The organism is Martelella alba (assembly GCF_006516955.1).
GTDB lineage: Bacteria > Pseudomonadota > Alphaproteobacteria > Rhizobiales > Rhizobiaceae > Martelella > Martelella alba.
In genome coordinates, this window is the sequence record NZ_VHLG01000002.1 from 110,196 (window position 1) to 124,726 (window position 14,531).

A 14,531-nucleotide genomic window follows, 5' to 3' on the forward strand; every position below is an offset into this window, starting at 1 on the left:
GCGCCACACAAATCGATTTGAATTCGCATTGGAGGAGTGAGCACCATGGCTCAGCCGGAACAGGAAGTCTTCGGAACGACGGAGACGGGAGAAACGGTTTACCGCGTCACGATCAAAGGCGGCGGACTGACCGCCAAGATCATCAACTGGGGCGCTGTCATCCAGGATCTCAGACTGGACGGCCATGATGCACCGCTGGTGCTCGGTTACCCGACCTTTGAACCCTATCCGGCCCATTCTCCCTTTTTCGGCGCAACGCCCGGACGCTGCTCCAACCGTATCGGCAACGGCGTCTTCACCCTCGATGGCATCGGTTACCAGCTTGATCTGAACGAGAATGGCATCAGCCATCTGCATGGCGGTTTCAACAATACCGCCGTCAGCATGTGGGAATTCGAGGAGATCGCCGAGGATCATGTCACCCTCGTCATCACCGATCCGGAAGGCCGCGGCGGCTATCCCGGCAATACGGTGATCCGCGCCCGCTATGCGCTATCCGGCAATGGCACGCTTTCGGTGATCTACGAGGCCGAGACCGACAGGCCGACGCTCGCCAATCTCTGCAACCATTCCTATTTCAACCTTTCCGGTGAAGACACGATTTTCAACCATGAACTGATGATCGCCGCGGAACATTACCTGCCAACCGACGACAAGCTGATCCCGACCGGTGAATTGCGCCCGGTCGAAGACACCGAATTCGATTTCCGTACACCGAAAACGATCGGCCAGCTTGGTGCAGACGGGCTGCAGGTGCCCTATGACAGCAATTTCTGCCTGTCAGCCGAACGTGTCGCCAAGCGCAAGGTGGTTGAAGCCTTCTCGCCCGCATCCGGTATCCGCCTCTCCGTTGCGACCACGGAGGCAGGCGTGCAGTTCTATGCCGGTGTGCATGTCGGCGACCCGGCCCCCGGCCTTGCGGACAAGCCCTATGGCCCCTATGCCGGTTTCTGCCTGGAAACCCAGGTCTGGCCCGACGCCATCAACCATCCGGGCTTCCCCAATGCCGTGCTTCGCCCCGGCGAGAAACTGGTGCAGGATACTGATTACATCTTCGAGAAGGCGTAACCCTGAACGCTGCCGCTTTAGGTGCGTTATCGAAAGAAGGCGGCGATGTTTGTCTTTTCCAAACTGTTCTGGATTGCCATTCAGCCGCTGGTCATGAGCCTGCTTCTGATGCTTTTCTCACTCCTCGCTCTTGCAGCGGGGAGCAGCGTGCTGTCCGGCCTTTTCGGCGGGCTCGCGGCACTCATCCTGACAGTGACATTATTTACCAATGCCGGCACCATGGCCATGCTGGTGCTGGAAAGGCGCTTCAGCCGCCCGACACTTGACCAGCCCCCTGCGGCCGCCATCATTCTCGGCGGCGGCATCAATACCAGCCTTTCGGCCGCACGCGGCGGCTATGCGTTGACCCGTGCGGGCGAGCGCTATATCGAGGCGGTGCGGCTGTCGCGGCTCTATCCGGCGATGAAAATTGTGGTCTCGGGCGGCGACAATGCCATCGGCCGCGCCACAGAAGGCGAGACGGCTCCCGCGCTCCGGCTGTTTGCCGCTCTTGGCGTTGATGAGAACAACCTGCTTGAAGAGCCAGCATCCCGCAATACGGCTGAAAATGCCGCCTTTACCGGCAAATTGCTGCGGCAAACAGGGTTCCGTGGCGATCTTCTGCTGATAACCTCAGCCTATCACATGCCGCGCGCCATGTCGCTTTTTGCGCGGCAGGGCATCGCGGTTCTGCCATGGCCAACGGATTTTCGCACCCGTGGTGATGAGCGGTTTGGCCTGAGCCTCGACCGCCCGTCATCCAATGCGGACATCACCAGCACGGCGATCCGTGAATGGTTCGGCCTGCTGTCTTATCGGATGATGGGACGAACGAAGACATTTCTGCCGTCAGCAAGATCGTGACGCAGCGCTTCAGCTACGCTTCTGGCGTAGCCGGACAACAATATCGACATGGGCTATTTCCATGCCCTCCGGCGGCTTGGGCAATTGCTCCAGCGACAGACCGCTATTGGGAATGTCGATCACCTCATTGTCACCTTCAATGAAGAAATGATGGTGATCGGAGGTATTGGTATCGAAATAGGTTTTCGCACCCTCGACAGCAAGCACGCGAATCATGCCCGCATCTGTAAACTGATGCAGCGTATTGTAGACCGTGGCGAGCGAAATCGGGAACCCGGCGCCCAGGGCCTCGCCATGCAGTTCCTCGACGGTCACATGCCGGTCACCCTTGGCGAAAAGCAGATCGGCCAGCGCAACACGTTGACGTGTCGGCCGGAGCCCGCACGCCCTGAGCCTGTCCTCGGACAGGCGATGTTCAATTGCAACCGACACTTTCGTCAATTCAAGAAACCTATACGCTAACAAAAGCCAATTACCATCAGCATATAACCGGATTGAGAATCGCTTTCAATAGTCACACCCTTGCGATGGCGGAAATTAGACGCCAAATACGGTGCGAATACGGATTCGCTCTGGCGGCAGGCAATCGCTTCCTGTATGCGGTCGGGTGGACCGATCTGGTGACGGTTTCTGAGATTTTGGGCAGGAAGCGCTTGCGTGCAGTGTCGCAACGTGTTTTCCCCTTATCTTGTACAAGCGAACGAGAAACCTTCGCCGAACGAAGGGAAGCAGAGTTTTTATGGAAAAAAGACAGTCGCGTTTCGATTATGAGGATCTTCTCAAATGTGCCCGGGGCGAACTTTTCGGTCCCGGCAACGCGCAATTGCCGCTGCCACCCATGTTGATGGTCCACCGGATCACAGAGATTTCGGAAACCGGCGGCGCCCATGACAAGGGCTTTATCCGCGCTCAGTATGATGTAAGCCCCGATGACTGGTATTTCCCCTGTCACTTCCAGGGCAACCCGATCATGCCGGGCTGCCTGGGACTGGACGGCATGTGGCAGCTGACCGGCTTTTTCCTGGGCTGGCTGGGTGAGGAAGGTCGCGGCATGGCGCTTTCCACCGGCGAAGTGAAATTCAAGGGCATGGTTCGCCCCACGGTCAAACTTCTGGAATATGGTATCGACTTCAAACGCGTCATGCGTGGCCGCCTGGTTCTCGGCACAGCCGATGGCTGGCTGAAGGCCGATGGCGAAACGATCTATCAGGCAAGCGACCTGCGCGTCGGCCTGTCCAAGGACAAGACTGCCTGAGGCAGCCCGCCTGACGCGAGATATGAGGAGAGGTCAATCAAAATGAGACGTGTCGTCGTCACAGGTTTGGGCATCGTGTCGTCTATCGGCAATGATGCGACCCAAGTAACAGCTTCGCTGCGCGAGGCAAAATCCGGCATTTCCTTTTCACCCGACTTTGCCGAGCACGGTTTCCGGTGTCAGGTCTGGGGCAAGCCCGAGATCGACATGACGGATATGGTCGATCGCCGCGCCATGCGCTTCCTGTCGCAAGGCGGCGCCTGGAATCACGTCGCCATGAAGCAGGCGATTGCCGATGCCGGCCTCGAGCCTGCCGATTACGAGGCCAATGAGCGCTGCGGCATCATCATGGGCTCGGGCGGCCCCTCGACACGCACGCTGGTCGACGCCGCAGACATTACCCGCAAGAACACCAGCCCGAAGCGGATCGGTCCCTTTGCGGTTCCCAAATCCATGTCTTCGACGGCTTCCGCCACGCTTGCCACCTGGTTCAAGATCCACGGCGTGAACTACTCGATTTCCTCGGCCTGCTCGACCTCGGCGCATTGCATCGGCAATGCTGCAGAGATGATCCAGTGGGGCAAGCAGGACATGATGTTTGCCGGTGGCCATGAAGATCTCGACTGGACCATGTCGAACCTGTTCGATGCGATGGGCGCCATGTCGACCCATTTCAATGAAACCCCTGCCACGGCCTCACGCGCCTATGACAAGGATCGTGACGGTTTTGTCATTGCCGGTGGTGCCGGTGTCGTCATTCTGGAAGAGCTGGAACATGCCAAGGCCCGCGGCGCCAAGATCTACGGCGAGCTGGTCGGCTATGGCGCCACCTCCGATGGCTACGACATGGTCGCCCCTTCCGGTGAAGGTGCGATCCGTTGCATGCGCCAGGCGCTCGCCACGGTCGAAGGCGAAATTGACTATATCAACACCCATGGCACCGCCACGGAAGTGGGCGACAGCAAGGAGATCGGCGCGATACGCGAAGTCTTCGGCGACAAGATCCCCCATGTCCAGTCGACCAAATCGCTGACCGGTCACTCTCTCGGTGCAGCCGGTGCACAGGAAAGCATTTATGCGCTGCTCATGATGAAGGAACGTTTCATCGGCGAAAGTGCGCATATCGAAACGCTCGATCCAGAATTCGAGGGCGTTCCGATCGTCAGAAGCCGCATCGATGACGCAAAGATCGACACGGTTCTCTCCAATTCCTTCGGCTTCGGCGGCACCAACGCCACGCTGGTTTTCCAGCGCTACAATGGATAAGCATATGACCGGACTTATGCAGGGCAAGCGCGGCCTGATCATGGGCGTTGCCAACGACCATTCTATCGCCTGGGGCATTTCCAAGGCACTTTATGAACAGGGCGCCGAACTTGCCTTCACCTATCAGGGCGAAGCCCTTGGCCGACGCGTCACGCCGCTGGCAGCCCAGGCTGGTTCCGACTTCATTCTGCCTTGCGATGTCGAAAATCTCGACAGCGTCGATGAGACCTTTGATGCGCTCAAAACCCGCTGGGGCTCGATCGATTTCCTCGTTCACGCCATCGGTTTTTCCGACAAGAGCGAGCTGAAGGGGCTTTACGCCAACACGACACGTGAGAACTTCGTTCGAACCATGGTGATCTCCTGCTTCTCCTTCACCGAAATCGCCAAGCGTGCGGCGGTGCTGATGAAGGATGGCGGCTCCATGTTGACCCTGACCTATGGCGGCTCCACCCGCGTTGTGCCGAATTACAACGTCATGGGTGTCGCCAAGGCCGGTCTTGAGGCTTCGATGCGCTATCTCGCGGCGGACTACGGCCCGCAGGGTATTCGGGTCAACGCGATCTCGGCCGGTCCGGTGCGCACGCTGGCCGGTTCTGGCGTCGGTGATGCCCGCCTCGTCTATGCCTGGCAGCAGCGCAACACGCCGCTGCGCCGGTCTACCACGATCGAGGATGTCGGCGGCTCGGCGCTCTACCTCCTGTCGGACCTTTCGGCAGGTGTGACCGGCGAAATCCACTTCGTTGACAATGGCTATAATGTCATGTCGATGCCGATCCCGGAAATGATGCGGCGCGGCGAACCCGAGCGCTGATCCACGCAAGACAGAATGCAACGCATTTCGACCGCCGGAACCAGGTTCCGGCGGTTTTTCTTTGCGATTTCCGAAGTGAGCGGAACGCAAATTGCGTCAAAAATGCTGCAGTTGCGAACAGACAAAATGAAAATCTGAAACGTTTTCGGCTCCAGACGTCATCAGTTGATCTCAATCATAGAGGAACAACCCAAACAGGCATGTAACGCGAAGCAGAACAATAGCGGACCGCAACGGTCCATTTCCGGGAGCGGAAAAATGCAGATCAAGAAAACAATCGAAAAAATCCCCGGCGGGCTCATGCTTGTCCCGCTTCTGCTCGGCGCCCTGTGCAAGACCTTTGCACCCGGAGCAGGAGCCTATTTCGGCTCATTCACCAATGGTCTCATTTCGGGAACCGTGCCAATCCTGTCGGTCTGGTTCTTCTGCATGGGCGCAACCATCAGCCTGCGTGCAACGGGTACGGTGCTGCGCAAATCGGGCAATCTCGTCATCGTCAAGGCGCTCGTCGCATGGGGCGCAACCTTCGTGGCGGCAACCTTCCTGCCGATTGGCGGCGTTGAGGCCGGGCTTTTCGCCGGCTTTTCGGCGCTTGCCATCTGCTCGGCCATGGACATGACCAATGGCGGCCTCTATGCCGCTGTCATGCAGCAATATGGCAGCAAGGAAGAGGCTGGCGCCTTCGTGCTGATGTCGATTGAATCGGGGCCGTTGGTTTCGATGTTCATTCTCGGCTCGGCCGGCGTGGCAAGCTTCGAACCGCATGTCTTTGTCGGCGCCGTCCTGCCCTTCCTGATTGGCTTTGCACTCGGCAATCTCGATCCCGATCTGAAGGAATTCTTCGGCAAGGGTGTGCAGACGCTGATTCCCTTCTTCGGCTTCGCGCTTGGTAATGGCATCGACCTGCACGTCATCCTGCAAACCGGTCTTGGCGGCATTCTGCTTGGCGTCATCGTCATCATCATCACCGGCATTCCGCTGATGCTGGCGGACAAATTCATTGGCGGCGGCAACGGCACGGCTGGCCTTGCTGCCTCGTCGACGGCCGGCGCTGCTGTCGCCAACCCGATGATCATCGCGGCCATGGTGCCAGAACTGGCCCCGGCTGCCGCTTCGGCCACTGCCCTGGTTGCGACCTCGTGCCTGATCACGGCAATTCTGGTGCCGATCCTCACCGGCATGTGGGCCAATTACATGAAGAAGAAGCATGGCGGCGCAGCAGCGGATCTTGTCGCCGACGCCTCACCGGCCAACCCGGCCTAATTTTTCCGGCCCTTCGACCGGTTCACCCCAGAATGAGGACGACATAAGCGGCCCGACAGAAGTCGAGCCGCTTATTTTTGCTTGACCAGCCGGCATCGTCCTCATTTAGCCCGGATCATAGCTTTAGAACGTCAGGCGACGAACCGTCACCGCCCGGTGCTCCAGCCGCAATCAGATCGATCTGGCCATCGTCAATATGTCCGCAACATGTTTGCGATTGCATATCTTACAGATAAGCTATGCATTATATGCATATTATAATTCAGACTTCGTACGATTATCGAACATATATTTTAGTCAATCGATTGATCTCTTAGGTTGCGTCACAATTAAGATCGCCCTATAGTATTATTTCATTAAATTTTTCAATATATTAGTGTCGTTTTCATGTCACACTGAGAAAATATGAGCCTTTCAGACCACGATAATAAACCATGCAATATTGCATCTCTCCGCAGATCGGGCGCTTTATAGGCCGCGGCGGACGGCATCATCAGATTCTTGCCCGCCCACCTTACTTGCGACGGACGGGAGCCCCTCCTCCGCCTGAGCTAATTGGAGACATATATGAAACTGCAAAGCGCACTGCTCGCTTCGGCCGCCCTTCTTGCGGCTGCATCCGGCGCCCGCGCGGCCGACGCCATCGTTGCTGTCGAGCCCCAGGCGACCAATAATTACGTTGAGGCCTGCGATGCCTTCGGCAAGGGATATTTCTACATCCCCGGCACCGAGACCTGCCTTGATATCGGCGGCTATGTCCGTTTCCAGGTCGAAACGCAGGACAATAACAGCTGGGACGTTTACTCCAAGGGTCAGCTGGACATTCAGGCAAAGACCGACACCGAGCTTGGCGCCCTGACCAGCCGGATCGCGATCAACGCCTATGCCTACAGCGACGGCACCAGCGACAATGTTGAGCTTTCGCAGGCCTATGTCGGCCTCGGCGGCTTCCAGGCCGGTTACTTCAAGACCTACTGGGATGAAGACCTGACGGGTGAAGTTGACCGTCTTTCCGGCAACACCAAGATGACCGAAATCCGCTATGGCTTCATCGGCTCCGGCTTCTATGGCGGTCTTGCTGTTGACGCGCTGACACCTGACATGGTCGGCATCAAGACGGCGGATCCGGACACGGCAAAGATCGGCGTTGCCGGCCGTATCGGCATGGCAATGGGCGGCATCAACGCCAAGTTGGATGTCGGTTACGACACCTATAACGAAGAAGCCGGCCTGCGTGCGATGAGCAACTTCGCCATGGGTCCCGGCTCGCTTGAGCTTGCCGCTCTCTACAACACCGGCGCAAACGCTTACAGCGAAACCTGGGATATCAACGACGGCAGCGACTATTACGGCTACACGGAATGGGCAGTTGCCGGTGGTTACCGCATGAATGTCACCGACAAGCTGACGATCACCCCGCAGGTCCAGTACAGCAAGTTGAAGACCGACAATACCCTTTCCGGCCTCGACAGCGACCCGGATCTGTGGAGCGGCGGCGTCTACTTCGAATATCAGGTCGTCGACAATCTGTGGGCCAAGCTGAATGTCCAGTACACGGACTACAACAGCACGCTGAAGAACAACGGCAAGAACAACTGGGACGGATATTTCCGTCTCGAGCGCGATTTCTGATCGCAGGCTGAAGATCAGGAGAAGCCGGGCAACCGGCTTCTCCGCGCGTATCCGTCCCGTGCCGTCCCGGCAGCAACGTCCAGCACCTGTCCCTGCGGTGCTTCCGGCGCCCCTGCTGTCAAACGGTTAGACGGTATGTTCCGGCAAATCCGTCGGGCATCGGGCTGCAATATCCCGAAAGCGGAACTGACCTCCTTCACGCTTTCGAATTTACTTTCCTACCTGCATCCCGGTGCCCGGCCTTTGCTGTTCTCTCCGAAATTTCAAATTTTCGCATTTCATACCCTTGACCTCGAGTGCACTCGAAGTCGTAGCTTCCATGCCGTCAAGCGACAGGGATGAAAGCGCGATGAAAATTGGAGCCCTCGCCCGCCATTGCGGGCTTTCCGTACACACGATCCGCTATTACGAACAGATCGGCCTGCTTCCCCCGGCAGTGCGCGACCGCTCGGGCCATCGTGACTATGACGAAACCGTCCTGACCTGGATCGCCTTTCTCAACCGGCTTAAGGAAACCGGCATGCCCATCAGCGAGATGTTGCGTTACGCTGAATGGCGGCAAAAGGGCGATGCTACGATTGGCGAACGGCTGGCGCTGCTTGAAGCCCACCGCGAAAGCGTGGCGGCGAAAATCCGGTCCCTGCAGCAATCCCTGGACGCGCTTGACGACAAGATCAAGACCTATGCCACCATGCGCGAAAGGACGACCAATGACGACAAGTGAACAGGAAAGCAGGCTGGAACGCGGCCGCCGGGCTCTGGCAGCAATCGACGGCAGTGCCGGTGAAGCCGTGGTAAACGGGCTTGCCGATATCGCGCCCGACTTTGCCACCTACCTGCTCGAATTCCCCTTTGGTGACATTTACAGCCGGCCAGGCCTTTCGCTGCGCGACCGCGAAATCGCAACGGTCGCTGCCCTCACCGCCATGGGAACGGCCGCACCGCAGCTGAAAGTCCATATCCAGGCGGCACTGAATGTCGGCATCGCCCGTGAGGAGATCGTCGAAATCCTGATGCAGATGGCCGTCTACGCCGGATTTCCGGCTGCGCTCAACGGCCTCAACGTCGCCCGCGACGCCTTTGCCGCGCATGACGCTGCGAGCACTCAGCCGGTCTGATATTCGACCAGATGAACCCCGCGGCCGGTGCGTTCGCCAACGGCTTTGATGAGCGCATCGGCCGTTTTGACACGGGCAAATTCAAGCCCGTATGCTCTGGCAACATGTTCCATATCCGGCGGCGTGGGTTTCACGCCGACCGGCGCAATGCCAGCCTCCAGCATAAAGGTCTCGATCTCGCGATAGCCGAAATTATTATGCACGAGAAAGACCACATCGACCTTCTCGTCCACCGCCGTTGCGAGTTCGGCAAGCGAGAACTGTAACCCGCCATCGCCGACAAGGGCAATCACCGGCATTTCAGGATCGCCAAGCGCTGCACCGATGGCCGCAGCCGGCCCATAGCCGAGAGCACCAAACCCCGTCGCCGCATTGAACCAGAGACGCGGAGCCTTGGCTGCGAAATAGAGATTGCCCGCATAGACCAGCTGGGTCGAATCGCCAACGAAGCGGGCCCTGCCTACTGCATCGCAGAGCGCTGAAAGAAGCGCAGTCTCGCTATCAAGCGCGGCTGGCACATCCCTGCGGGCGGCCTTGCGCAGGCTTTCCGCCCGCGCCCTGCCCGCACCGGCAGGTCCCGGCAGAACGCGCACTGCAAGCGCATCCAGCAGATCGGCCGCATCGCCTTCCAGTGCCACGGAAGACTTCGGACCACTTGCAAGCTGGCTGGCACTGCGGTCAACACGAATGAGCGGCGGCAAGGTGGGAAAACCGCCATCGACATACATGTCGTAATCTGTCTGACCGAATTCGGTCCCCACGGCGATAACAAGATCGCTGGCGGCGATGGCTTCACGCACAGCAGGCAGCGAGGGGCTGGCCGGAACGTCCAACCCGGTCGCCCCCGCGAGCCCCCGCCCATTGGTGGTGGTGATCACCGGCGCATCAAGCCGGACGGCAAGCGCCGAAAGCGCCGCATCGGCGAAGGCTGCACCACCGCCTGCCAGAATGACCGGCGCATTCGCCTTTGCCATCAGCTGAGCAGCCTGTTCCAGATCTGCCGCATCGACGGCGTGCAAAGGTGCGACCGGCGCCGGTTCGGGCAGCAATGTGATCGGTTCAACCATCACATCAAGCGGAATTTCGATATGCACCGGGCCGGGCCGGCCAGAGCCCAGAACGGCAAAGGCGCGATCCACGACAACAGGCAAAAGGTCGGCATTTTCCAGCCTCTCGGAATGAAGGGCAAAGCTTGCAATCATCGCCCGCTGATCCGGCAATTCATGCAGGCACCCCATGTTCCGACCAAGCGTCGCGCGATGATTGACACCGGAAATCACCAGCATGGGAATGGAATCGGCCCGCGCCTGCGCCATGGCCGTGACCGTGTTCAAAAGCCCCGGCCCGGTAATGACAAAGGCGACGCCAGGCTTTCCGGTAACCCGCGCATAGCCATCGGCCATGAAGCCGGCGCCCTGTTCATGACGCGGTGTCACATGGCGGATCGACGAACGCGCAAGACCGCGATAGAGCTCAGCCGTATGAACCCCCGGAATGCCGAACACAATCTCGACGCCACGCCTCTCCAACAGGCGCACCAGCGCCTCGCCAACCGTCATTACCGTCATGTCAGCCCGCCGCCCGCTGATCAGCCAGAAACGTTCCGGAAAAGCGTGCGATCCGGTCTGCAGCCTCTTCCAGCATTTCATCCGGGACCGTCAGGCTCACACGGATAAAGCCATCGGCCTCCAGCCCGAAGGAAGCACCCGGCATGACGGCCACGCGTTCGACATCAAGCAATTGATGGGCAAAAGCCTCACCATCAAGCCCGGTTGCAGACACATCAATCACCATGAACATACCCGCTTCCGGCATGAAGCAGGAAAGACCCGGCAGGCCTGAGAGGCGACGACCAAGCAGGGCTGCACGACGGGCAAAAGCCGCCCGCAGCTTCACCGAAACACCACTCGGATGCTCAAGCGCTTCAGCCGTTGCATCGGCGATGAACGGCTGGTTGCCGAACAGCATGGTTTCGGCGACCGGCAGCAACCTGTCGCAAAATTCCACCGGCCCGACGCACCAGCCGCTGCGGAAACCCGGCGCGGCGTGGGATTTGGAGATCGAGGATGTGACAACGGTCCTCTCGGCCAGATCGGCAAAATCCAGCGGCGAGGCGAACTGACCGGCGAAAATAAGCTCCTCATAAACCTCATCGGCGATGATCCAGAGGTCATGCCTTTTGGCAACGGCACCGATCGCGACAATTTCCGCAGCCGAGAGAACGGCACCGGTGGGGTTATGCGGCGTATTGAGCAAAACGGCCCGGCAATCGGGCGTGATGGCCGCTTCCAGCTGCTCAGCCGTCATGTGAAAACCATTGTCGGCGGCAAGACGCACTGGCTGCATGCGTGCCCCTGTCGCGCAGATAATGCCTTCATAGGTCGCATAGAGCGGATCACCGACCAGAACCGCATCGCCGCTCTCAACCAGCGTCAGCATGACGGCGAAAAGGGCGGTCTGGGTGCCGGGAAAGCAGCAGATATTGTCCGGGGCCACCGGGCGGCCGGACCGTTTGCTGTAGCGCCTTGCAAGCGCGTCCAGCAAGGGCTGCTCGCCGCGACCATTGGAATAGCCGGTGCGCCCGGCGGCCAGCGCCTTGTCCATGGCGGTATAAAGCACGGGGTCGGGCGGCAGATCCGGCTCGCCGACGGTGAGTTCGATCACGGCCTCACCGGCACGGGCAAGGGCACGCGCCTTGTGATGAATCGCCCACTTGGTCGAGCCAAGCCCGCCTACGCGTTTTGAAATCGCGGCATAGCGCATGATCTACTCCCTAACATGATCCTGTTTGAGCCCGATACCGGTGATCGCCTCGACGGATTCGATCCCGGCCTCCTTCAATTCTTCATCATTGAAAAGGCTGTGGGCGAGACAGCCCTCAAGCCACAAGCCGTCCAGAACGGCATTGATCCGGGTGGCCAGGCGCCGGCATTCCGCCGCATCGGCGTTGCGGCCTTCCGCCGCAAAGGCTTCGGCCAGAATGGTCTCGATGACGCTGCGGAATTCGACATAGGCTTGGCGATGGATCTCCTCCATGGCCGGGTCCACCCGGACCTGGGCAATGAAGGCAGCCCACAATCCCAGCATGCGGGCATCGATCATGGGCGGCGACAGCGAGGCGACGATGAAGGCGCGCAGCTTGTCTTTCGGTGCCACAACATCCTCGGCCGCATCGCAGGCAATCGCCGTCATCCGCCCCATGATGCGACGATAGGCGGCCTGCAGCAGCAGATCCTTGCTGGCAAAATAATGCCGGATCAATCCACCGCTGACCCCGGCGCGCTCGGCAACCTGGCGCACCGTGGCGCTGGCCAGTCCCCCTTCGGCGATGCAGTCCAGCGTCGCGACGATCAGATCGTCCCGGCGCTCGGCATCCGTTGCCCGTCGAAAGGGTTTGCGGTTCATCGCTCAGCCCCGGAGGATGGGGCGCGTCAGGCAGGTCGGCCCGCCTTCGCAGGCAATGCAGAGCGCATCGGCCTCAAAGGTTTCAACCGTGCAACCCGCCGCTTCCATGGCCGCTTTCGTCTTGTCGAAACCGGCAACCGCGATGACCTGGCCGGGACGTGTCGGCAGAACATTGAGGTTCAGCCCGTTGCTCGCCATGAACTCATCGGTCGGTGCTTCAACCAGCGTGTAACCCTTTTCCTTCAGCAGAAAATAGAAGGCTGCCGGCAGCAGCGGCGCATAGACCAAGGCCAGCCTGTCGGCAAGCGGCGAGATCACGCTCATCAGATGCAGGCAGGCTTCTTCGCCCTGCCAGAGCGGCAGATCGAAACCGAGGACCGAAATACCGAAGGGCGCCAGCATCGCCCGGATCTGGGCGATGCCCTCCTCATTGCTGCGCACGCCGCGGCCGATGGCAAGCGTTTTTTCATCAACCCAGACGCAGTCGCCACCTTCCACCGTCGCCGTGCCGCTCAGACGGCCGAGAACCGGCACACCGGCCTTTTCATAAATGCGCGCATGGCCCGCCACTTCATCGCGACGCAATGCCTTGCCCATATTGAGCAGGATCGCACCATGATCGGACACCAGCGACGGATCATGGGTGAACATGGCATCAGCCAGACCATCGCCCTCATCTTCGTACCAGAGGATTTCCGCGCCGGAAGCGGCCACCAGACCGGCGAAGCGCTCATACTGCGTGATCGCGCGGGCCGCATCGAAACTTGCCCCGTAATGCCAGACCGCCGGATCGGCGGAAAGAAGGCTTTTGCCTGGCTTGCGCATGATAACCCGCTTGACGGGCAGCGCCATGGTTTGCGCTCCGAACTGCATGTTCGAAATTCTCCTGAATGTTAAGCGTGACGTGTCAGTAGTTATACACTTGCATAACAACTTCGCAAGTGTATCAATTGATCCCGCGCAATGATTTTACAACCGCGCCAAGACAAGAACGAAGGGCAACCATGACAAGGCCAGCAATTGCCGGCCATGGCTGGAGAGACTTTAGATGACGATAATGACCACGGAGGCGAAGCAGGCCTCCGCTGAAGCGGTGCGGGTCGAGGGCCTTCACAAGTCCTTTGGCCAGCTTGAGGTTCTAAAAGGGATCTCGCTTTCAGCGGCACAGGGTTCGGTGGTTGCCATCATCGGCGGATCCGGGTCCGGTAAATCAACACTTTTACGCTGCATCAACATGCTGGAATGGCCAACCAGGGGGTCAGTTCATGTGCATGGCGAAGAAATCGCCCTCAAATCCGATGGCCATGGTGGCCTGATGCCAGCGGACCGCAAGCAGATCCAGCGCATCCGCTCCCGGCTTGCCATGGTGTTTCAGAGCTTCAATCTGTGGCAGCATATGACGCTGATGCAAAATGTCATCGAAGTGCCGGTCCATGTCCTTGGCCGCAAGCGTGACGAAGCGATTGCCGAAGCGGAAGTACTGTTGCGACGTGTCGGCCTTTACGAGAAGCGCGAAGCCTATCCCGCCTTTCTGTCCGGTGGCCAGCAGCAGCGCGCCGCCATTGCCCGGGCACTGGCGATCCAGCCGGAAGCCATGCTGTTTGACGAACCGACCTCTGCACTTGACCCGGAACTGGTCGGCGAGGTGCTGACCGTCATCCGTGATCTGGCTGAAGAAGGCCGCACCATGCTGCTCGTCACCCATGAGATGAAATTTGCCCGCGAAGTTGCCAGCGAGATCGTCTTCGTCCATGGCGGCCAGATCGAGGAACAGGGCCCGCCCGAGGATTTGTTCGACCGGCCAAAATCGGAGCGCCTGCAGAAATTCATCAGTTCGGTTCAGTAAACGCCCATGACGGGCGATCTT

15 protein-coding genes are annotated in these 14,531 nt (G+C 59.3%); 10 read left to right on the forward strand and 5 right to left on the reverse strand.

The features are described 5' to 3' along the window. Positions 1-45: 45 nt before the first annotated feature. Both FJU08_RS04055 and FJU08_RS04060 read left to right on the forward strand, forming a co-directional pair. Complete coding sequence (locus tag FJU08_RS04055; RefSeq protein WP_141147704.1) at positions 46-1,068, forward strand: aldose epimerase family protein; 1,023 nt, start codon at positions 46-48, stop codon at positions 1,066-1,068. Positions 1,069-1,113: 45 nt separating this feature from the next. Then, positions 1,114-1,911, forward strand: coding sequence for a YdcF family protein (locus FJU08_RS04060; RefSeq protein ID WP_141147705.1), 798 nt, complete (start codon positions 1,114-1,116; stop codon positions 1,909-1,911). Between the two features lie 9 nt (positions 1,912-1,920). On the opposite strand, the gene irrA is transcribed toward FJU08_RS04060, so the two are convergent. Further along, on the reverse strand, positions 1,921-2,343 hold the full coding sequence (gene irrA, locus FJU08_RS04065) for an iron response transcriptional regulator IrrA (RefSeq protein ID WP_141147706.1): 423 nt from the start codon (positions 2,341-2,343) through the stop codon (positions 1,921-1,923). Positions 2,344-2,650: 307 nt separating this feature from the next. Here irrA and fabA point away from each other — a divergent pair, with 307 nt between their 5' ends. From fabA to FJU08_RS04100, 7 genes are all read left to right on the forward strand, one after another. Next, positions 2,651-3,166, forward strand: a complete 516-nt coding sequence (gene fabA / locus FJU08_RS04070; RefSeq protein WP_141147707.1) for a 3-hydroxyacyl-[acyl-carrier-protein] dehydratase FabA — start codon at positions 2,651-2,653, stop codon at positions 3,164-3,166. 42 nt (positions 3,167-3,208) lie between these two features. Further along, positions 3,209-4,432, forward strand: a complete 1,224-nt coding sequence (fabB, locus tag FJU08_RS04075) for a beta-ketoacyl-ACP synthase I (protein WP_141147708.1) — start codon at positions 3,209-3,211, stop codon at positions 4,430-4,432. A 4-nt stretch (positions 4,433-4,436) separates the two neighbouring features. Beyond that, positions 4,437-5,246 (forward strand): enoyl-ACP reductase FabI, encoded by an 810-nt coding sequence (fabI, locus tag FJU08_RS04080; protein ID WP_141147709.1) that lies wholly within the window; start codon positions 4,437-4,439, stop codon positions 5,244-5,246. A gap of 258 nt (positions 5,247-5,504) precedes the next feature. Continuing rightward, positions 5,505-6,509: a 2-keto-3-deoxygluconate transporter gene (kdgT, locus tag FJU08_RS04085; RefSeq protein WP_141147710.1), complete on the forward strand. Its 1,005-nt coding sequence runs from the start codon at positions 5,505-5,507 to the stop codon at positions 6,507-6,509. A 567-nt stretch (positions 6,510-7,076) separates the two neighbouring features. Further along, on the forward strand, positions 7,077-8,141 hold the full coding sequence (locus tag FJU08_RS04090) for a porin (RefSeq protein ID WP_141147711.1): 1,065 nt from the start codon (positions 7,077-7,079) through the stop codon (positions 8,139-8,141). Positions 8,142-8,490: 349 nt separating this feature from the next. Further along, positions 8,491-8,865, forward strand: a complete 375-nt coding sequence (locus tag FJU08_RS04095; RefSeq protein WP_141147712.1) for a MerR family transcriptional regulator — start codon at positions 8,491-8,493, stop codon at positions 8,863-8,865. Then, positions 8,852-9,259, forward strand: a complete 408-nt coding sequence (locus FJU08_RS04100) for a carboxymuconolactone decarboxylase family protein (RefSeq protein ID WP_141147713.1) — start codon at positions 8,852-8,854, stop codon at positions 9,257-9,259. Before FJU08_RS04095 ends, FJU08_RS04100 begins: the two co-directional genes overlap by 14 nt. On the opposite strand, the gene FJU08_RS04105 is transcribed toward FJU08_RS04100, so the two are convergent. The 4 genes from FJU08_RS04105 to FJU08_RS04120 are packed head-to-tail and all read right to left on the reverse strand — an operon-like array spanning position 9,247 to position 13,537. Beyond that, complete coding sequence (locus FJU08_RS04105; RefSeq protein WP_141147714.1) at positions 9,247-10,827, reverse strand: 5-guanidino-2-oxopentanoate decarboxylase; 1,581 nt, start codon at positions 10,825-10,827, stop codon at positions 9,247-9,249. The genes FJU08_RS04100 and FJU08_RS04105 overlap by 13 nt on opposite strands. A 1-nt stretch (position 10,828) precedes the next feature. Next, positions 10,829-12,022: a pyridoxal phosphate-dependent aminotransferase gene (locus FJU08_RS04110; RefSeq protein ID WP_141147715.1), complete on the reverse strand. Its 1,194-nt coding sequence runs from the start codon at positions 12,020-12,022 to the stop codon at positions 10,829-10,831. A 3-nt stretch (positions 12,023-12,025) separates the two neighbouring features. Beyond that, positions 12,026-12,664, reverse strand: a complete 639-nt coding sequence (locus FJU08_RS04115) for a TetR/AcrR family transcriptional regulator (protein WP_141147716.1) — start codon at positions 12,662-12,664, stop codon at positions 12,026-12,028. A 3-nt stretch (positions 12,665-12,667) separates the two neighbouring features. After that, a complete protein-coding gene (locus FJU08_RS04120) occupies positions 12,668-13,537 on the reverse strand; it encodes a dimethylarginine dimethylaminohydrolase family protein (protein ID WP_235890573.1) in 870 nt (289 codons plus the stop codon). Positions 13,538-13,712: 175 nt separating this feature from the next. On the opposite strand from FJU08_RS04120, the gene FJU08_RS04125 reads away from it, so the two are divergent. Next, positions 13,713-14,510, forward strand: coding sequence for an ABC transporter ATP-binding protein (locus FJU08_RS04125; protein WP_210245182.1), 798 nt, complete (start codon positions 13,713-13,715; stop codon positions 14,508-14,510). The last annotated feature ends 21 nt before the right edge of the window (positions 14,511-14,531 follow it).